Genomic DNA, 19,313 nt, shown 5'->3' with positions numbered 1-19,313 from the left:
CGTAATATAAGCCCCCGACCACGGTTGGGGGCAGAAAAAAAGAGTATCCGGTTTGGATACGCTGGTTAATCTTTTACTCATAACAACCACCTACCACCCGATAGCTGTAAGATAACCTTGATAGTACCAAGTGATGCTGCCCGTAATATCACAGCGCAATTTGACCCCACCTTTTAGGTTAAAGTCTCCTGGGATGTTGATTGATATCGTCGGGCCACCCGTCCCCTGCTGTGCCGATCCTGTATAAAAAATAACACTAGCTGTTCCTACTGCCTTGTCGATTTTGAATCCGGTACAGTAGTAGGTAGAACCGCTTTTCCAAGGCTCACGGTGTACCGGAAAGTCAAATCGTCTACCGGAACCATCCAGCATGTAGAATAAAACAGTAGCGTCCTGACTCATAGACATATAAAAAGCCGAACTGACTCCGGGACCATATGACAGGAGTGAACCGGAAGCCAGGCTGTTAAACCCAGCAGGCATCGTGAATAGGTCGCCGTTAGCCGTCCCGCGCTGAATCGTTTGAACCTTATATTTCATTTGTGCAGATTGTGCTATTTTCGAGATGAGACTATTAAAGTCCTCTGACATTGTAGCCGATCCTCCATTGGCAATGATTTCGGCTACCAAGCGTTGCTTGTAGTCATTGCCAGATTGAAAAGCCTGTTCAGCCCGGTTGTAAGCTTCATTCGCTCTATCATTAGCCGCCTTTACCGCACTGGGAGTAGCTGCCTGATCTGTAGCTGTGCTGCCGGTAGAGGTATTAAGCTGCACAATCCCTCTCGCCTGTGTGGATGCAGAAGGCAAATCTGATGCCGGGTGACTATGCTGCTTTGGTGCTGCATATTGCTCTGTATACTTTTTGGCATTTCCCTCAGCTGCACTCCATGCCGCTTGTTTGGCTGCCGTAACGTGGAGATCTGTATTACTGGCATGGCTGTCTAACGCTTCCTTAGAAGCAACCCCGTTTCCAGCCGGATCCTTTTTAATATTTTCAACCTGTGCGGCCAATTCCTGATCGTTTGCGTAAAGAGTATCAATGGGGACATTCAGAACGTCCGCATGTCCCTGATCAGTAGTAACAAATCTGCGTGGTTGTTGTATACTCATACTTCTTCATCCTCCTTAATAAATGTCATCAATTTCGAATACAAATTCCATATCACTATCTTTCACTTTATTAGTCATTGTACGAACAGCTGTCAGCTTACCCGTCGAGTCTACCAGCGCAAGCTCATTAATCGTCTCACCCGCCAGTTCATTTTCTGCTAGTGAACAAATATAACGGATCGTCGCAGGCGCAATGAATTCAAAACTAGTAATTTCCTTTTGGATCAATTCCTTTTTCAAGGCCTGTTCTGCTCCGTCCAAAGGCAGTGGTTTCCCCGCTTGATCTACGCCTCCGCTACCAAACGCCATCTTTATCACTTTTGTCAGCGTTCCTCCCTCAGCGCGGGCACGTGCCATTTGTTCCCTTGCGTAAGCAGTTGTAACTGTCAGAACTTGTTCTGCCACACTTATCATCCTTTCTATTTTAAAAGTAAAAGCTAGTTTGTTTAAATTGAAATGACTTTCTCCGTTGAGCTTAACATCTGACTTCCATCCAGCTTCCTACTTCCATCTAACTTCCAATAATGGTTTCGAATTTTCACGTTGCCTTCCTGATGATGAATCACTTGATATTTGGTGACTAATTTCATACGGTTCACATAACGCATAGGTTCCTCTGTCCACCCAGACAAAGAGGCTATTCCGTTCAGTAACTCGACACCATCTAGATACCATGGCTTCCCACCAAAAAAGCGAACTCGCGAACGTAATCGAATACGAGAAACCATTAGATTCTCATGAAGAAATGCAAGCCTAGTTTTATTATTCATATAAAAAGCAAGATGAGCAGGTTTAATATCCTCGATAATCTTTTTGAAATCAATCATATTTTCGGGGATATGGTTTTCAAAGCTTATACCAAACTTATATTCCGTCGGATGAAAGTCTACTTCCCCTTCCACACCAAAAGAGTTCATGATTTTCCGTATTAAATTGCCTGAAAATTTACCACTCCCACGGAGTTTCGACTCCACGACAGAACGTCGCTGTTCCAACGGCTTTCCCAAATTGATCGGGATACCTAACTCCATCTCCCAGCTTTCCAGCGCCCAAGTGGCGGTGCGAACAAAAAATTGGGCTAATGTATCATCCAAAGCAAGATATAGAACATCTAGTTCGCTACCCTTTACATCCATATCGACATGCATTACACGAGAGGTTTCATAATAGGCTGGCAGATAGGAGAATAGCTCTTGTCCCCGCGAACTGAACATTCGATTTTTGAATTCTCCGGTTATATCTTGGATAACAGATTCCTTTTTTTCATCAATACCCATCCATACTCACCATCCCCAGCTCTACCACCTGATCGGGCTGAATGTTTATAAAAGGTTTGCTTTGTCTTTTCATTTTCAGCCTGGAGAAACTCATCAAAACTAAAAACACTCTTTCATACATGCTCACTCCTCCTTTGAGTACAGGCATTTTTTGCTCTGTACTTATACTGTCTTCTTACGGAAAATTGAGCTATACCATTTAACCGTTTCTCGCTGTGCACTCGAAACCTCCATAGATGGCGAATCCTCTATGTTATCCAACACCAGATCAGAGCGATTGGATAAAATCATTCCAAACACTTGTTTACGTTGTTCTTCATTTAAAGCATAGTTTCCAATAATAGCTGCTACATGGCCTTCTCCCCGATCATAGCGGGTGATGCAAGCATGAGCACAAATACGTATTTGAGCCTCTGTTAAAGCTGCCATGGTTATGACTTCACCTCTTTTTATAAAGATTGTTGTTACATATCATCGTCAGTACACGTTATTTTCATGTGTTACCAAGCATGAGCTGGGTCAACGTCACTTCGAGATCTGCAATCCGCTGCTTCAGTTGATCTGTCTCGCTTGGCTGTTGCCCTGCTTTTTGTGCCAGTTCCTTAATTGCTTCCTCACTCAACCCTTCATTCCAGAATGTCGTCGGCTCTCTTCGTTCTGGAGCCGTGAATGTCTGAGCAGAATATACAGGCTCGTCTCCACGTTCGTTTTCCGGCTTGCTTCGCCATTCATCATGCTGCTTCTGAAATAAAACTTGGGATTCGTTGTTCAACTGATCAAAGGCTTTTTGTGCTTCCATCAGCTTTTGATTATATTCCGCTTCATAGGTCAGCCAACCTTGGATGTCAAAACGAGGATGGTATAGACCAGATGGCACTGGAATCCCTACTGTATAACCAGCAGGGATGCTTTCTGAACTTGTTCCATCTGTGGTACTAGAGCTACTGTCAGCAAGCCGATGGGTGGCTAGTTGCTGGTTTGTATCAGATAGCGTAGGTGAAAATGGAGTATAAAAAGGGACGATACCTGAAAAGGTATCGTCCACCAGCTCGTCCTCAAGATAGAGGCCGTTTGTATTTACTTTAGGTGCTGCTTTCATGGCGTGACCTCCTTATTGTTTTACGCGGTATGAGAAGTTAACTACCAAGGCGGAATTTTTAACATCCGTATCACATTGTAGGCTATTAACCCCCACGTAAAGAGTGCAAGGCGTAGAGTTAGTGCCATTGTTGCTAATTCCATTTACCTCTATCGGACTTTCGGGCTTATACCCCTCTGGGAAGCTGAAAATGACTGAACCGAAAGTACCCACACCACCCTTTATATACCCTTGAACGTGAACCCACCCCTGTGAATCTCTGTAATAGCTCAGTGGTCTACGAACTGTATCATAATTGACCCAACCATTAAGCAACGTAGGCGTAATCCATTCAGGTTTGTCCTTGTCAGCCTTCTTGTTCTCAACCACAGACACACGAGCGTTAGCCTGCTGTACACTTTTTACCAAGTCTGTCAACAGCGTCTTTTCATTGGCTGCGTAGGAGCCTATGAACTGTATAATTGGTGATAGGTCCGACATAACGTAAGTTGTTGAAAAGCTATCCGCTGGATCATACAATCCTACAGCTAACCTCGCAAATGCTCTTCCTATTGAAATAGCAGGGTCTGTCGCTGGTCTAATAACAACCTCCCACCGAGAATCCTTTTTCCCATTTCTGTACACACCAAGGATATTCCACGGCTTGTACTTTAGAGGGTGTTCGGCATTTATATAGGCGTAAAAACCAGCAATCGTGTTAACACCAGAGCTTTCACGCAGAACAATCCCCGTACCTACTTCAACTTGATTATCCCCCTCGTTAAACGATAACTGTCCCTCGCTAACGATAGGTTCAACAGTAGGTGCCTCAAGCTGATACACAAGTTGGTAAGGCGTGTATTCTTCATAAGAGCTGCTAGGTAACGGCTTGGAATAGGTAGCTGTACCAACGCGATGTACCCAGTATTTTGTGCCTGTGCCGTTATATGTGGCGATAGTTGCTGCCTGTGCCGCCTCTGGAGTATACGTTCCAGCATCATACATTTTCCAACCCATAAAATACACTTTAATTTCATCCGTTGTTGGCGTATAGTTGTCTCCCCATCCGCTATCTGCGCTCGAGATGGACAGACCAACAACGCCAGAATCCGGACTAAGGTGCGATTGATCTGACCCACCCAGTGGGAAAACATGTTGAATCAACTTACCATCAAACTTAGTTATTCTCTCACTATCAACCCTGCCGTTAGTGATAGGTAGTCGAACAACTTTATATCCCGTTGCTGATGAAAAAAAAGACCAAGGTAATGACCCATCTAGCACCAAATTTCTCCATATCTTACTTTTAAAACACTGCCCCTCTTGCACAAAAATTCTATCGGCATTACCACCTGACACCGGATCTGCGTGCAAATCTGTTTGCAGAGCAAGCATGGAGTCTTCTCGCGGCTTGAATGGTTTTACTGTGTTGCCAATGTTGAGCATAATATCCGAAAGCGTTATTTCTTCCGTGGATGTCCCTAACAAACGGATTACTATACCATTAGTGCCCGCAGGAACTGTGAATGTGTACGAGATACGTCCACTACCTGTTACATTACCGATAACTGCAGTCTCATTTTGTGAATTTACATGTATTCTGCCCGTTGCCCCACTCGACTGACCGGAAACAGTGTAAATTTGCCCAGGAACTAGCGGGGAGATGGATGCTATCATTATATTCGAAGAAGAAACGACAACATTTTGACCGTCTTTAATAATAGGCGTTCCAACCTTAGTATCCCAAGAATAAAAAGAATGCGGGGCCAGGTTTTCTCCGTACCGAATCGCATACGGATTACGAACAGGCATTATGCTATCCACATATGGATATTTGATAGCTACCTGTTCAGCGGTCATGCTGTCTAAGGCAGCATAATCTGAAGCGTTAATCTCATAAAGACGAATAGCGTCTACATAAAAAGCTTGGCCAGTTGCTGTTGAAATTGATGTAACTTCTAAGTTCACCTCAGTATCGTTTGTCGGTACACATTTTGTATAGATCGTTACAAATCGACTCTGATCTTTGGACTGTTTGAGCGCCTTATTACCACCTGTAGAAAAGTTTACATAGATATTACTTGAGGCATTGATGTTTTTAACATCAGCCAGGGCGACATAGTATCTTCCACCAGTAAGCTTTAATTCGGTACTATACACGTTATACACACCGGAGGCATTCTTTGCAGTAACCTTGATAGATCCCGTACCCTGCGCCTTATTAGATGTATCCACTGCAAGATCAGCTTCCCAACCTAAAAGGCTGTCAATTCGGTCACAAGAGCCTACCCGCCCCAACAAATTCACCAACGTACGTCCGCTTAGTCCCGTCAACGAAAATGGCGCGGCCTTTTCCGCACGAACAATCTGTACACCGGGTTCCAAAGTTACCGCCTTGCGTTCCGTCGTATCCAGGCGCTTCTTAATCTCATTTACACTATCATTTACACCACCAGCAAATTCATCAACAGACCGCCAGTTTTGATCCAGATACTTTTCCAAATCAAAATACGTCGTTTTGGGTGATGTGCGGTCAATTTGATTTAAACCAAGATTCGGTGTTTTTTCGCTTGCCATGTTATGCGCCACCTCCTAAATATCTATCCTGTGTTGTATGTTCATTTTCATAGAGGGTCATAGACTCCACTTCGGCAATGGTCAGGTAACGTAATTTATACTCCACTGCCATGTGAGCGGGCTTGATTTCCTCAATGGCTGCTTTCAGATCCTCCACGTTGGGAGGAATCCCGATGGTATCTATAAATTTGACCGTAAATCCCCATTCGGCAGGATGAAAAGTAACCTCTACCGTGCCTCCGTCATACGCTTCAGCTACATTTTTGACAAGCCGGCCGGAAAAAGTTCCTGCCCCTCGCAGCTTCGATTCCACCACGGCACGCCGTTGATCCAATGGCTTCGCCAGGTCGGTTTCGATCCCCAGCTCCATTTCCCAGCGTTCCAACCCCCAGGTGGCAGTACGTACGAAAAACTGTCCCACCGTTGCGTCCATTGCCAGATACAAAGCGTCCAGTTCGCTTCCTTTAGCATCCATATCAGAACGCATCACACGTGAGGTTTCATAATAGGCGGGCAAATAGGAAAGCAGCTCGCGTCCCCGCTCGCTGCTCATTTGACCCATTGCATCTTCCGCTAGAGTTACTCGATTAACAAAAGTGTCACTACGATTTGTACGTTTTCCCTCGTCTGGGTTATTCAAAAGCTCTTCAAAACTGTTCATTCCGCTGTTACTCACTGACGCTCACCGTCCCCAGTACGGCCACCTGACCTGATCCAATCTCAATATTCTGATTGCTCAGTCCATTAATTTTCAGTTCAGAGAAATCAATAATAATTGGAATGTCCAGCAGCACAGCGGAAATCCGGGTGTACCGTACCAACGGATCTGCCTTGTAAAAAGCAAGCTGCTTCAAATACGTCCGCACACCGTTTTCAATCAGCTTTTTGATTTCATCCAGAGTGGACGGCTTCTCTTTGGTGCGCTGTACCTTGACCGAAATGTTTATTACTACTTCAGCCGCTGGCATGACCGTCACCACGGGGCCCGCTGGTGCTAGCCCTTCGCCTTGCCCATCCTGAGTTGGATCGATATACTTTTGCACCGCAGCCACAATATCCGGGCTGGCAGCGCGTTTATCCGTATCCAGCACATATAGCCCCACTGTTCCTGGACCTTTCCAGAGCGGAACAACCTCCACGCCACCCACGCCAGCAATCTCATTTGCCCACTGGGTATACTGCGCCTTGTTGCCGCTTGTGCCCTGGTTCCGCACCTTGGCATAAAAACGCTCCAGCAGCAGCTGGTCGCTCTCAACGTCTGTGCCGCTTTTGGTTTCCTCCGTATTGATCACGGAGGACACCCCGCTAATCGGAGTAGCCATCACCTGGATGACGCCTGCTGGAACATTGCCGCGGCGTCCGGGATTGACCGCCCGGATGATTGCTTCCCCTGTGCCCTGCTCATCCAGCGTGACCGAGGCCGTAGTCGCATACTCAATCGAGGCTTCTCCGGACACATCATCTGCCGGAGTCGCCACCAACGTTCCCGCTGGGACAGTTGTTCCCGCTGTGCCTGTGAACTTGACCTTCCCTGAGGCCGCAACGGCTTCCCGCCGTGTCACTCCATGCTCTGCTGTCCGCAAATCCAGCTCTGGCGAGCGAAAATCCGGGTTATCGCTGGCTGCTGTGCTGGCAAAGCCTCGACGCAGCAGCTCCTGCGCCCAGATTGCGGCTTCAGAAAGCATAAACGCCACCGGCGCCTGCGCATCCCAAATAAAAGAGCCCTCGGACTTATCAATGTCCGAAGGCACTTTTTCCAGCATTCGATTTAAGATTTCCTCTTCCGTCTGGTCTACCAAATATTCCGGCAAGTCTACCATTAGATCACCACACTTTCCACAATTTCCGTTTCATCTCGCACGTTCGTAATCTGGCAGCTAAAATAGCATGCCTCACCTTCCCAGCGAAACGTAAACTGGTCCACACTAGCCGTACGTGCATCCGCTAGCAACGCCTCTGTGACCATGCGTTTAATTTCACTTTCCTGCACCCCGTGCCCATAGCTGCTGCCAATCAGCTCCTCCAGCTCACTTCCATAGTCAGGCGAATAAATCACATGCCGATAGCGAGGAGTGCGTATGGCTTTTTCACACCACTGTACCCAGGCTTCTTTCTCGCCTGTAGTCACGATTTTACGACTAGGGCTCATAACAAACTCCCCGGCTTCAAAATCAAACCTCCAGCTTCGCCCAAATACTGCACGGTTATCCTCCAGCACATCTGGATCGGTCACATCTGCATCTGTCCAAATCATATCATCTGTTTCGGGAAATAAATTAGCCACGTCCATTCACCACCTTGCACACGACAACCACATCGTTACCGCTATTCACCCGCACCGCCAGTACCCGATCCCCAGGCTTAAGTCCTTTGTTCAGGCTCAGATTTACATCCTCCAGCTCATCTTCCCCGATATAAAAGGAAGTTTTTAGCTCTTTGCCTTCCCAATTTTCTGATTCCACCGAGGTTGAGGTGCCTTTGTACATATGGCGCGGTACAGATAGCAGCCCCGGCAGCTCGGCGACCAGATAATCCTGGAGCTCATGTTTAAAATCGTCCAGCTTGAGTCCTGTGGAGGTGATAGTACCTAATACTGCACCTACTCCACTCAGCGCTTGCTTGGTATGTTTATGAAATGAGGATTGCAGCGCAGTGGCTAAATGCCCGTAGGGGTCCTTATTCAAGGTAAAACCTCCTTTTTACATCGCCATACGTTCCGAGCTCCAGCGACATACTGCCCGGGTTGCCCAATTCCCTGCTCACTGAAATCACCAGCAGCTTCATGGCCCCTAACATTACCGCGTCTCCTGCTCGAATCGTGTTCATATCTGGCGCATTTACCGATATCGTTTGTTGTATGCCTCTCAGCTTACTTTTGGCCAACTCGCGTGCCGCTGCACCCGACTTCACCTCGTCATCCTGCACGATTACCTGAAGGGTTCCATATTTGGCAATGTCCTTTTCTTCAAGTGCCATCACTTTGGAAGGAACCTCTTTGCCCGTCTCGCTTGCCGTTGTAGCCAGCACCTTCACTCTCGTGGCCGCACCTTCCAGCGTACGGGATTGTGTCGTATCGGTCACTCTTTCCAAAATGTACACATCTTTGTTCGTGCCCAGTTCATAAAGCTCCAAACCGGAAGTAACCATCCGTGGATGATACAGCTTGCCTCCCGCTTTTGCCGTTTCCCGCAGATCTCCCAGCATCATGGAGTAAATGGACTGTGTTCGGTATACAGCGCGCCCGAGCTGCTTTCTTGTGTCTGGCAATGAAGCGATTTTTAGTTTCCAGTCCCTCGCATACTTCTGAAAACGCTGGGTAGCTGTCTGCTTGGCAGGGAGCAAATATTCATCCTCGGACTTGTCCAAATATACGGTGCGATCATATATCGTCAGCGTCATACGTTTGAGCCCATTGTTCGAAGTTTCTACTTCCCAAATAACGGCTGGAGACAGCAACGGGACATAATCCTTTTTACCATAAGGAATCCCACTTACCCGAATCGACATCCCTGGAGAAATGGGCGGCATATCCGGCGTAACCACCAAATTGACCGTGCCCTGATAAGCGATTTGCTCCAGCGAATCCCTCAAATTAATGTTCTCTACGAGAGGTGATAAATCATATTTATCCTGTAAAATGACTTTGTAGCTCATGATAACACCAGCTTTTGACCCGGTTTAATAGAATTTGGATTTTGTCCAATGACCTTTTTGTTAAGCTGATAAATGCGACTCCATTGCGAGCTGTCCCCTAACTCCAGCTTGGCAATTTTGGACAAGGAATCTCCCGATTTAACCGTGTAAGTCTTCTTTTTTTCTTTCATATCCGTGCGAGGCTTTTTGTTGACTGTAGCAGACTTCGCCCCACTGCCGGCTTTTTTGGCCACTTTCATTTCACTCCAGGTTCGCAGTGACAAATCAAAATTCACATCCCCATATTCCCCGCCCCGAAAGGTTGAATTATGAGAAGCCACAATTACAGGTACATTCACGGCTGTCTCTGTAATGATAAAGCGTAGCGGGCTCTTGGATAACAAAAAGCCATTCAACGTGTTCATGGCCTCCTGCGGATCAGGGATGTCTTCGTATGTGCAATACGCTGGATTGTACTCTTTTGGAAAAAAAGAAGAGAAGGAGATTTCCTTCACCTTCTCCCCTTGTGGGAAGTCAAACTCCCCATAGGATAAAATCGTTGTTGTATCAAATCCTTTTTGTCGTGAAATCGTTACTTCCTCAGGATTTACTGGAAACTGAAACTTTTTCCCCTTACCATCCGTCAAACTAAACTCCATACTATTCACCTCCTACTCACACTAGGGCCCTAGCTGTCTTGTTGTTATCCATAGCTTGACGGAATCCTGCTACGAAGCGTTTGCCTACTTCTGAAGCCAAAGCATCAAAATTAACACGTTCACCAACAGCCACCTGAATTGCTCCTGTTGGCATATTCACTTGCATGTTTGATTTATTTCTATTTGTGTTCTTTACTGAATGGACTGCTGCCGTTCTGTGTCTATCATTTGCACGATATGTTCTAGAACTTGCAACTAAAGTCCGAGAATATTTATTCGGAGTACTTTTTTTAGCAGCAGTTTTCTCTGTGCTCTGAATAAGCTCCCAGTTCAATTTCTCTGGAGAATCCAAGATCATTTGAAGGAAATCGCTTGTTTTTGATGTTGCTTTTTTAACTTTTTCTTTAAAAGGGTCAGCATTTTTCTGAACAAAGTTATTCAATTTATTAGAGAAATTTTTAGTCCCTTCACTAATATTGTTGATTTTCTCCTTGACCCCTTCTGCCAACCCTGGAACATAACCTTTTAATCGATTACTCACACCATTAATCTTGTTTTCAAGTGCTCCCTTCATATTATTAGTCAAATCACTAGATAAAGGTATTCCTTTTGAGAGTTTCCCTGTTATATTCTCAACAATTCCGATAGCACTTTCACTTTTGTTCCCAATGAAATTGACAATTTTATTACTCCAAGAATCAATTGTTACAGGAGCAGTAGTCTTTATATTATTCGTTTTATTAGCCACTTCATTGTTAAAACCATTCATACTTTGTTTAAAATCTTTGGTAGTAGTATCAATGCCTTCATTTAAGGATTTAGTCCAGCCTTTAAGATGCGTTTTAGCATACCAGACTTTTTCCATAATTTTGCCCCCACCTATACCACCTAACCACTCTCCTGCCGCCCCAAGAACTAATGAGGCAATAGGAGCGATAACTGGTCCCACATAAGGAATAGCCACGGTAGCTCCACCTACACTTTTACCTACTATATTACCTATTTTTGAGCCAACAAATTCACCTATTAGTTTATACTTTTCTTCTCCAGTAGCATTGAGTATTTCAGAAGCATCATATACAACATCTGCAACAACAATGGCGCTTTTGGCTATTTTACCTGCACCCTTCAAACCTGTTTTTACCCAAGATGGCGCACCCGAGTACATAGAGGCTGCTCGTGTGTAAATAGTAGATGTTTTAATTCGATTTACTACATCGTCAATTTTAGTTTTAGCAGTTTGTAACCATGAAGGCATTGCAGCAACTTGTGACGGAGTAATGGCCTTGTAGGCTTTAATAGTTTTATTTAGTGATTCTACAGCATCATTCACCTTACTAAATTTCTTAATGAAAGCCATAGTATTCATAACAGGCTTTATTACAACTATCTTTTCTTTTTCAGTATTTTTAGTCGCAGAGCTCTGAGAAATTACAGATTTGCTGGGAGAATTAGATGTGCTAGTTTTTAAGGGCACGCCAGGAGCTGAGGACTTGTTAATGTTTACTTTGTTTTGTAAACCAAGTTGAGACGTGATCTTTTTTTGTAAATTAGTCAAAGAATGGTTGATCCCATTAGAACTGCCCATCTTACTGTGACATGTTGATCTACATTTCGAGCAATCCTTAGAACAGGCACATTTAACAGCAATCTTAATTCCAGATAAATTTCGGGCCAGGCGATTTATTTTATATAAACGTGAAGTTAAATTACTCAACGCATTAGAAAGTCGCTTAACTGACTCCGTAGTTTGGTCAATAACTATCTTTTGTCTTTGGAAACTACTAAGCCCAAAATTTCTTGCCCTCTTCTGGATACTCTCAAAGTATCGATCCATAGCTTTTAATTCTTTATTAACTCTACTTAAACTTCTTATATCCAAAATATCATCCACACCTACACCTCCTTTTACTACTACGTATTATCTGCTAGAGCATCTAGTTCTTCTTCAGCAAACGCCAGCAGCAGCATGCGCTCACCGCGAGGAAGCCGCCAAAAGTCTCCGGGACGAAGGTGGTGCCGGACCCACAAATGGTACAGCATCGTCGTCATTCCCCCGGAGCTGATTAGTTTTTTAGATCAGCAATCTCAACGCCAAAACCGGACAGTTCCAGCACTTTATCCCCTACTGCGTCCAGTTCACCCGCCAGCAGCATACGACGGACAGACTGCTCGCCACCGGACAGCTTCAAGCGGCTTGTAATCCGAGGATCGCCCCAACCGTTAAGGGATAGACCCTTCACTTCCAGCTTTCCGGTAGCTTCCGAAATCAACAAGGCGTTGAACGTTTCGGTATCTACTTTTTCATCAACGGCGCCCTTCACGGTTCGACGAATCGTGCAACGTTCACGAATGCTGTCTACCTTACTGGAGGTCAGACCGTGCAGCACAATTTTCATATCGAGGCGCTTGATACGAACTGTTTCTTCTGGAAGTTTTTCAGCGGCTTCAAACAGACTGTCCAAAATTTGTTCTTCTGTCATATTCTCATTCAAGCTCATAAGTCATTCTCCCTTATTGTTTATTTCAGAATTTCACAATTCTTATATACATTTGGGGAACGGGACACCTGACAACATCCCATTCCCCGTTAACCAATTTAGTTCGCTACAATCGGGTCAAGCAGCTCATAGCCTTCGAAGGTGAAAGTCGTTTCTTCTGGTACTTCTTCCCCTGCAGTCCAGTTAGCCAATTGAATTTTATCCGGCATGCAGCGAATCAAACGAACACGTTCATGTCCAAAAGATTCGGGATCGTCCAGCTTGGAAATAATATCGAATTTCTCAAAACCACGACGAATCATATCGGAAGTTACTTTGTAACCACTCATCGTTCCAGTACCTTTTTTAGCTCCATTTTTATGGACTTTCCACGTATTACCTACCAAATTCAGTTCTCTTTTATCAATTTCCACGCTAGCTTCCAGCTTGTTAATATGTGTCTGCCATACCCCATCAATATATGCCTGACCAAACGTACCTAAAATAACTCTTGAAGCATCCAACATTTCTTTTTCCTCCTCAAAATAATTCATAATATAGTTCGAGATTTCACAAAATCCTCGTTGTTAAAATGCTATTGCAATCCTACTGATCACCTGCGAAATGCTTATGCGCGTAAAATGCTTATTTATTGCACGTAAAATGTGCCGAACAGCTGCTCCATCACGTCGGTGAGCTTCACATTCCATTGCAGGAACACTTGGTCCGGCTCTGGTTTGATGACTGGCGCATCACCGTAGTAGGCTGGGTCAAGAATGACATCGTAGCCATCTGCCTCGATTACGTTGCTCAGGGACAGCTGTGCCAGGTATTCTTTGATCGCACCGATGAGTGCCAAACGGCCTTCTACTGTGTTGTTGATTTTGCCAATATAAGTTTCTTCGGCTGCACGCTGCAAGTCAGCGTTAATGGCATCCATAACACGGATGGAACGGATTTTCTTCCATGCGTTGTTTTGTCCGGCCGTCGGGTTCACCAAGCTGTTGATTCCACGCAGCGCTTTGACCTGACGACCGTCGAAGAACAGGAGGAAAACCCCGTTACGGACAGCCTGTTCCTGCTCGGAACGTGTCCAGCGGCGGGTTACATCCTCAAAAGGCGTAACTGCATACGTTGCGGATTGGTTCAACCGTTGGCCTGCAATCAGTCCGGCTACATAGACAGCCGTTTGGGCAGAGCTATAGTCTGTACCTGCCAGACGTACGCCTGTGCCCACGTTCACGATGCCTTCATGATTGAGTGCCAGGGAACGTGCGGAAGCCAAGCTGACAGCCGTTTTGGACACATCATCTGCGGCAGAACCGCCGAATACAGCGATGACGCCTTTGCCTTCATTCCGGACACGTTTGATCCAGGCAGCAAAGCTTTGCAGCAACGCCAGATCGGCTGCATAATCCAGGGCCAGCACATTAAAATCCTGTCCTTCAAGTGCTTCCTGCATCGCGATGTAATCGGCATTAACCAGCTTGCTGTTGCCGCTATTGCCGCCTGTCAGGTGAACGCCGCTAACATCCACTGGAATGCCGCCTTCGCCGACAACCTCAGCCTTCACCCATACGTTTTCGCTGTTCTCGTTCATCGCCTTGGCAATCGAAGCAGCCGTGCCGTCGCTGCCTTTGTACGTACCGAGCAGCTTGGTTCCTTCATAGAGGCGCACCTCTCGAGCTTGTTCGTCGCCCAAAGTCGGCTGTACCGTTACGGCAAAACCATTACCGCGGCTACCTGTGTACAAAGCCTTCAAACGCAGCACATCGGTTGGGGTCTCGCCACCACTTTTTAGCGTTACAGACGCCTCAGCAGCCGTGTCATCTGCCAAGCGGTAAGCGAGCAGTTTTTTTGGACCTCCCAGCAAAGCCAGATACAACGTGGAATATGCTGTCGCACCATTCTCACTGTCACCGGAGAAGATTTGGCTAATAGCCGTTTCACTGCCAACCTCTACAAACTCACGTACAGGGCCCCAATTCGCCTTAACGGGTACAACGACCGTACCGCGCGATCCACCTTGAATCGCTGAAGCTGCTGCTGCCTGAAAATTCATATACAAACCCGGTAATACCGGTTTATTCGTGTTTTCCCATGTTCCGCCTGCCATAATTAATCCACCTTCGCTTTCATAAATTGTTCGATTTTAATGTGTGCTTCTGCTACCGTAAACTGCTTGTCCTGTGTGCCAAAAAAGGCGCCTGCCAGCACTTCTTCTTTTACAGAAAACAATGATTCTGCGTGCTCCTTTAGTTCCTCCAGCGTGTAGCGTGGGTCACTTGCTTCCTGCCCTGCATTTAGCAGGCTTTTCTCATGGTTTTCCAAGGTCACTCAGACCACCTCATTTCAAAATAGGATGAATTTCCACTCTACGAATCAACGCCGCTTCCTCAGCCGGACGCATACGCCGCTGCACCAGCATCAACCGAAGCTGACCGTCTAAAATGGCATCTGCCTGTAAATCGGCTGAAGCTTCAGCCATAGACATATAACGGCCCTTGTCCTGCTCCAGAGGAAGCTGGATTTGAGCGGCAAAGCCTTCAACCAGCGCGGAAGCTGCGTGGTTTTCCTCGGTGGTATCCGGGGCGATGATATGCCCGATAAACCGTTTGCGGAGCTCATACATGGAAGCTCCCGCCATCCGGGTTTCACAGCCGCTCAGCCGCCATAATACCGCGTGGCCGAGCGGCTGAGCAGGCCATGCGTCGGCGTATACCGACCACGATTCGCCCAGTTGCTTCTGCGTCCAGTGGACCAGCGCTGCCAGCCACTCTTCCGGCTGTGCTGCATTAGATGCTGAAGTAGCAGAACCGCCTTCGGTTTCAGGCACATACACGCCAAAACGCAGCGTTCTATAGGCCTTACCCGTAACTGTGTCCAGCTTTTCTGCATCCCGCACGCCCAAATAATGTGCGGTAAAAGCTGACATGTCCTCACCTTTGCCTGTCACCGGTGTCCGGTGCAGCCCGGCAATCAGGGCATTCGCCCATACATCCGCCTGCGCCAGCCCAGCTTGTCCTGCGTACAGCTTGATGCGGACAACCTGCCGATAACCGGCCCAGGAAGATTTCCAGATTTCCTCGCCCAGTGCCATAACCGCATACGGCTCCTCTGCCGTCTGCGAGGGTGGCTGAACATCGTATACACGCCCTTGCAGCGCTGGAATAATGTCAATGAGCTTTTGCTTAAAGGCCTGTCTCATTCTGTGGCATGCCACCCTTGCGTATCTTGTGCTCGCATGTTGTAACTGTTTAGCCAGGCTTTTTTCCAGTTCCATGTTCTCATCCGGCGCAGCCTTGTACTCATGCATTGCAGCATCCCTTGCTTAGGCAACACGACTCCTCCTTTCTATACATCGAATTCCCGGGAAGTGACAAAGACGATGACCGCATGAAAAAACCGGCCCTTTTGGCCGGCTAACGTTTGACTGTGTGTGTCTTCGGTATGTCCTCTTGTCTTGATTCCCGATGATATAATCTTACACCCTAATAACGAATGCGCTGCCGGGGAAATGGACGATAAAAGCAGAGACTAGGGATGAAGTTAGGTGGTATTTTGCGAACATTTGTTCCTATCATTAAAACACGCTTAATCTCATTGTTGATACTGCACACAAAAAAATAACCGCCCTTTAAAAAGAGCGGTTATTGATATCATTCAATTTAATGAATTATAAATATTTTCAGTATATCTAGTAATGGCTTCATCGTAATCTGGATACTCATATTTCAAACTGCTGGCCACAGCCTTAGCGTATGTTCTAAACAATGCATAGCAAGTAAGTAAAGACTGCCACATTTCGCGATAGCCGTTCTCAGAGTAAGTAGATAGTAGGCTTTCCCAATCTTCATTAGGAAGATACTGATTTATAAATTTATAGTTTTTTCCTACACTAAAGGTGTACCCTTGCTCTGATCCAATCTTCCAAGCCATCATGCGCAGCAAATTAGGTCGTGCAATCTCGTTTAAATGGTCGATAGCAAACAGGATTTCCTTTCTCGCCAATCCTTTTACGATATAAGTCGAGACCATCCAAAACTCATTACAGCAATCATCAAATTCCCTTGCCGTCGGCTTTTTAATCCAATATTGACGATCGTTTGCGATCACTTCCTCTTGGATCAGTGCATCCTTATCAAGCAAAACCTCTACTAAACCATCGCTATTCGTAAAATAATCCTCTACCTCGTTCATGGGGATCAGTGTCAGATCTAATTTGTTCCCGTCCTCAAAAAGAATGATATATGAAAACCAGCTGCCTAGTTCTGATGGAAAAAGCTCCATATCCTCGGGTTTTTGCATCATAAGTCTATTCCCAAAAACGTGAAGCCATTGATCACTCTCCCTGAAAGAATCCATATCTGTTACAAAGTAAGAAATATCATAATCTTGAAATGAATCGGGAGGAATATTGAAGTTTGTACGCGATCCTTCCAGCGTGACCAAGCGTATTCTTTCATCGTTCATAGCAAACTTTACAAGCATATCCAGCATTTCTTGTTCACTTCTCAATGCATCCTTCCTCCGTTCCCATCTTAATTACGAACCTATGCTTCTTATTCGCCGTTGTGGTGCATACTCCTTGCTATCTAGGTTAATAGAGCCACAGGCTATGACCCCTATGCATTTACCGAACCCAGTCTTCGATCCGCACTCTTCTGCAAGCCTGCCAGATTCAAAACACCTTGGTCTGCCAGCGCTAGCGCCATTTTGTAAAAAGCACGCGTACGAAGCTTCGTATACGTATCCTTGCTGACTGGCGGGTCCAACACATAATTGTAGACCTTGTAATCGAACACATCGTCATCCTTTAAATAACGCTCACGGATAAGCAGCTGTTCACGTTCATTCAAGCGGCTCACTACCGCATCCACCATTTGGCAATAGGCCAAGCGGGCGGCAGGAGCATCTACATTATATACGGCAGTCCGGGCCGTTGGGTCGCTTGTCACATTTGTGGGTCCGTTCGGGCGATCCGTATAGCCAGCAGTGATAAAGCTTTCCCGATCCATAAAGGTTATTGTTTTATAAATCCGGTATTTCTCAAACACACCCTCCAATGCATTCTGCGTTTTGCGACGGTCTAATTCGGGTAAGTTATTTCTCATAAAAAGCAACACTCCTTATATTATGCCTTTTGACAATGATGTATTTTTAAAATAGAAAAACGCATTTGTTTACATTGTGTTCCCCTTTTGTTCGCATCTTGAGTATAACATAACATTATTTAGGATAGGTATCCATCGTGAAAAAAAGCAATATAGCCCCAAAAACAGGATATTCGCTCTATTTTTCTATGCCTTTTGGCATATTACGTGCTTTTACTATTTGCCTAATGGTATAATAAAGCTAAACCTATGATTCTAATGCAGAAAGGAGCTCCATTGTGGAACAGCCAGCATTCGGAACTTACTTAAAACAGCAGCGTGAGCACAAGCAATTGAGCATCAACCAATTAGCAGATGCCGCAGGCATTAGTAATTCACAAATTTCCCGCATCGAAAATGGACTCCGCGGCGTTCCCAAACCCTCCACCCTCCGTAAAATAGCAGACGCACTCAGCGTACCCTATACTGAAATGATGAAGGCGGCTGGATATTGGACCGACGATGATTCAATCGAGCAAAATCCGCATGAACTTTATCGTTCTACTGTGCCGGAATGGGCAACTTCCAAAGACCGCCGGGATTTTAAAAAAATGCTGGAGGAAGACGACGAATTAATGTTTGATGGCATTCCACTGGATGAAAAAGACCGTCAACGGATCAAGGACGTACTGACAGGCCTGTTCTGGGAAGCCAAGCAAATGAACAAACATAAAAAGCCCGCCGACCCCGGTGCGAGCAAAGATCAGGGATAGTAGGTGAACGTATGAACGAACTCATTCACAAACTTGTCCGAAAATACCGTACCAATTGCCCTTTCGATATCGCGAATGCCCTAGGCATCCATATCCGCTACTGCGATCTGGGCTCCACAACCAAAGGGTTGTATTATCACAAGCTACGCAGGAGATTTATCGTCATTCACAATGGACTTACACCAGAATGGGAACGTTTTGTCTGTGCGCATGAATTGGGCCATGATCGACTGCATAAAGGGATTAGCCGCTTTTTTATGGAAGAGCATTCCTACTTTTCCCCCGGCAAATTTGAACAGCAGGCCAATCGCTTTGCCGTACTGTTGCTGAGTGAAGGGAATCCGCCGCTGGCTGACGAAACATTGGATCACTATTTACCGCGGATCGGGCTGCCTAAAGAAACCGCCCTTTTTTTTGACTACAAAACAGAACGTTAGTTCTCGTTCTATGAATTCCTGTTCATTTTATTACTCCTCTATAATAGTAGGTAATTTGACGATAGCTTTAACAACCGATAGATCAAAAAAATGTAGTGCTTTGATATAAAATAGAAGTTATTTTTACAATCATCTGATAAAATGTGGACGTAAGCGGTTTCTCTAATTCATTCATTTTATGGGAGGTTGAAGGAAC

Annotated in this window: 25 protein-coding genes; 2 read left to right on the top strand and 23 right to left on the bottom strand. The window is 45.7% G+C overall.

The features are described from left to right. Positions 1 to 90: 90 nt before the first annotated feature. From FKV70_RS01560 to FKV70_RS01465, 23 genes are all read right to left on the bottom strand, one after another. On the bottom strand, positions 91 to 1,110 hold the full coding sequence (locus FKV70_RS01560; RefSeq protein ID WP_142611624.1) for a phage tail protein: 1,020 nt from the start codon (positions 1,108 to 1,110) through the stop codon (positions 91 to 93). A 15-nt stretch (positions 1,111 to 1,125) separates the two neighbouring features. Further along, the gene (locus tag FKV70_RS01555; RefSeq protein ID WP_064795477.1) at positions 1,126 to 1,515 is read right to left on the bottom strand and encodes a phage tail-collar fiber domain-containing protein; all 390 of its coding nucleotides are present in this window, start codon (positions 1,513 to 1,515) and stop codon (positions 1,126 to 1,128) included. Positions 1,516 to 1,556: 41 nt separating this feature from the next. Continuing rightward, on the bottom strand, positions 1,557 to 2,324 hold the full coding sequence (locus tag FKV70_RS01550; protein WP_425280347.1) for a putative phage tail protein: 768 nt from the start codon (positions 2,322 to 2,324) through the stop codon (positions 1,557 to 1,559). A gap of 52 nt (positions 2,325 to 2,376) precedes the next feature. Next, entirely contained in the window at positions 2,377 to 2,508 is a 132-nt protein-coding gene (locus FKV70_RS26855) for a hypothetical protein (RefSeq protein WP_280115052.1), read from the bottom strand. A 41-nt stretch (positions 2,509 to 2,549) separates the two neighbouring features. Continuing rightward, positions 2,550 to 2,816 carry a hypothetical protein gene (locus FKV70_RS01545; RefSeq protein WP_142611622.1) on the bottom strand — a complete coding sequence of 89 codons (267 nt, stop codon included), beginning with the start codon at positions 2,814 to 2,816 and terminating at the stop codon, positions 2,550 to 2,552. Between the two features lie 64 nt (positions 2,817 to 2,880). Further along, positions 2,881 to 3,486 carry a hypothetical protein gene (locus tag FKV70_RS01540; protein ID WP_142611621.1) on the bottom strand — a complete coding sequence of 202 codons (606 nt, stop codon included), beginning with the start codon at positions 3,484 to 3,486 and terminating at the stop codon, positions 2,881 to 2,883. 12 nt (positions 3,487 to 3,498) lie between these two features. Then, a complete protein-coding gene (locus FKV70_RS01535; protein ID WP_142611620.1) occupies positions 3,499 to 6,042 on the bottom strand; it encodes a hypothetical protein in 2,544 nt (847 codons plus the stop codon). A gap of 1 nt (position 6,043) precedes the next feature. Continuing rightward, entirely contained in the window at positions 6,044 to 6,718 is a 675-nt protein-coding gene (locus tag FKV70_RS01530; protein ID WP_142611619.1) for a YmfQ family protein, read from the bottom strand. Then, on the bottom strand, positions 6,711 to 7,862 hold the full coding sequence (locus tag FKV70_RS01525) for a baseplate J/gp47 family protein (RefSeq protein WP_142611618.1): 1,152 nt from the start codon (positions 7,860 to 7,862) through the stop codon (positions 6,711 to 6,713). The genes FKV70_RS01530 and FKV70_RS01525 overlap by 8 nt, the downstream gene beginning before the upstream one ends. Continuing rightward, positions 7,862 to 8,332, bottom strand: a complete 471-nt coding sequence (locus FKV70_RS01520; RefSeq protein WP_081276710.1) for a DUF2634 domain-containing protein — start codon at positions 8,330 to 8,332, stop codon at positions 7,862 to 7,864. Before FKV70_RS01520 ends, FKV70_RS01525 begins: the two co-directional genes overlap by 1 nt. After that, entirely contained in the window at positions 8,319 to 8,726 is a 408-nt protein-coding gene (locus tag FKV70_RS01515) for a hypothetical protein (protein WP_013369781.1), read from the bottom strand. Before FKV70_RS01515 ends, FKV70_RS01520 begins: the two co-directional genes overlap by 14 nt. Then, entirely contained in the window at positions 8,719 to 9,696 is a 978-nt protein-coding gene (locus tag FKV70_RS01510; RefSeq protein WP_142611617.1) for an XkdQ/YqbQ family protein, read from the bottom strand. The genes FKV70_RS01515 and FKV70_RS01510 overlap by 8 nt, the downstream gene beginning before the upstream one ends. Beyond that, the gene (locus FKV70_RS01505; protein ID WP_063207644.1) at positions 9,693 to 10,334 is read right to left on the bottom strand and encodes a LysM peptidoglycan-binding domain-containing protein; all 642 of its coding nucleotides are present in this window, start codon (positions 10,332 to 10,334) and stop codon (positions 9,693 to 9,695) included. Before FKV70_RS01505 ends, FKV70_RS01510 begins: the two co-directional genes overlap by 4 nt. A 16-nt stretch (positions 10,335 to 10,350) precedes the next feature. Further along, positions 10,351 to 12,228 (bottom strand): transcriptional regulator, encoded by a 1,878-nt coding sequence (locus FKV70_RS01500; protein WP_142611616.1) that lies wholly within the window; start codon positions 12,226 to 12,228, stop codon positions 10,351 to 10,353. Positions 12,229 to 12,248: 20 nt separating this feature from the next. Continuing rightward, entirely contained in the window at positions 12,249 to 12,377 is a 129-nt protein-coding gene (locus tag FKV70_RS26850; RefSeq protein ID WP_280115051.1) for a hypothetical protein, read from the bottom strand. A 23-nt stretch (positions 12,378 to 12,400) separates the two neighbouring features. Next, positions 12,401 to 12,835 carry a phage tail assembly chaperone gene (locus FKV70_RS01495; RefSeq protein ID WP_007429164.1) on the bottom strand — a complete coding sequence of 145 codons (435 nt, stop codon included), beginning with the start codon at positions 12,833 to 12,835 and terminating at the stop codon, positions 12,401 to 12,403. A 98-nt stretch (positions 12,836 to 12,933) separates the two neighbouring features. Then, positions 12,934 to 13,341: a phage tail tube protein gene (locus tag FKV70_RS01490; protein WP_013369776.1), complete on the bottom strand. Its 408-nt coding sequence runs from the start codon at positions 13,339 to 13,341 to the stop codon at positions 12,934 to 12,936. A gap of 122 nt (positions 13,342 to 13,463) precedes the next feature. Next, complete coding sequence (locus FKV70_RS01485) at positions 13,464 to 14,930, bottom strand: phage tail sheath family protein (protein WP_142611615.1); 1,467 nt, start codon at positions 14,928 to 14,930, stop codon at positions 13,464 to 13,466. Positions 14,931 to 14,932: 2 nt separating this feature from the next. Continuing rightward, complete coding sequence (locus FKV70_RS01480) at positions 14,933 to 15,151, bottom strand: YqzN/YkzM domain-containing protein (RefSeq protein ID WP_142611614.1); 219 nt, start codon at positions 15,149 to 15,151, stop codon at positions 14,933 to 14,935. Between the two features lie 10 nt (positions 15,152 to 15,161). Continuing rightward, positions 15,162 to 16,022, bottom strand: a complete 861-nt coding sequence (locus FKV70_RS01475) for a hypothetical protein (RefSeq protein WP_244310607.1) — start codon at positions 16,020 to 16,022, stop codon at positions 15,162 to 15,164. Further along, positions 16,019 to 16,153 (bottom strand): hypothetical protein, encoded by a 135-nt coding sequence (locus FKV70_RS26845; RefSeq protein ID WP_280115057.1) that lies wholly within the window; start codon positions 16,151 to 16,153, stop codon positions 16,019 to 16,021. Before FKV70_RS26845 ends, FKV70_RS01475 begins: the two co-directional genes overlap by 4 nt. Positions 16,154 to 16,477: 324 nt before the next feature. Next, entirely contained in the window at positions 16,478 to 17,332 is an 855-nt protein-coding gene (ant(6), locus tag FKV70_RS01470; RefSeq protein WP_142611612.1) for an aminoglycoside 6-adenylyltransferase, read from the bottom strand. 107 nt (positions 17,333 to 17,439) lie between these two features. Next, positions 17,440 to 17,928, bottom strand: a complete 489-nt coding sequence (locus FKV70_RS01465) for an ArpU family phage packaging/lysis transcriptional regulator (RefSeq protein WP_142611611.1) — start codon at positions 17,926 to 17,928, stop codon at positions 17,440 to 17,442. A gap of 278 nt (positions 17,929 to 18,206) precedes the next feature. Here FKV70_RS01465 and FKV70_RS01460 point away from each other — a divergent pair, with 278 nt between their 5' ends. Beyond that, positions 18,207 to 18,680, top strand: a complete 474-nt coding sequence (locus tag FKV70_RS01460; RefSeq protein WP_142611610.1) for a helix-turn-helix domain-containing protein — start codon at positions 18,207 to 18,209, stop codon at positions 18,678 to 18,680. 11 nt (positions 18,681 to 18,691) lie between these two features. Next, positions 18,692 to 19,117 (top strand): ImmA/IrrE family metallo-endopeptidase, encoded by a 426-nt coding sequence (locus tag FKV70_RS01455; RefSeq protein ID WP_142611609.1) that lies wholly within the window; start codon positions 18,692 to 18,694, stop codon positions 19,115 to 19,117. The last annotated feature ends 196 nt before the right edge of the window (positions 19,118 to 19,313 follow it).

The sequence above is a fragment of the Paenibacillus ottowii genome, assembly GCF_006874425.1.
GTDB lineage: Bacteria > Bacillota > Bacilli > Paenibacillales > Paenibacillaceae > Paenibacillus > Paenibacillus ottowii.
This window is presented reverse-complemented; position numbering and strand designations above follow the sequence as displayed.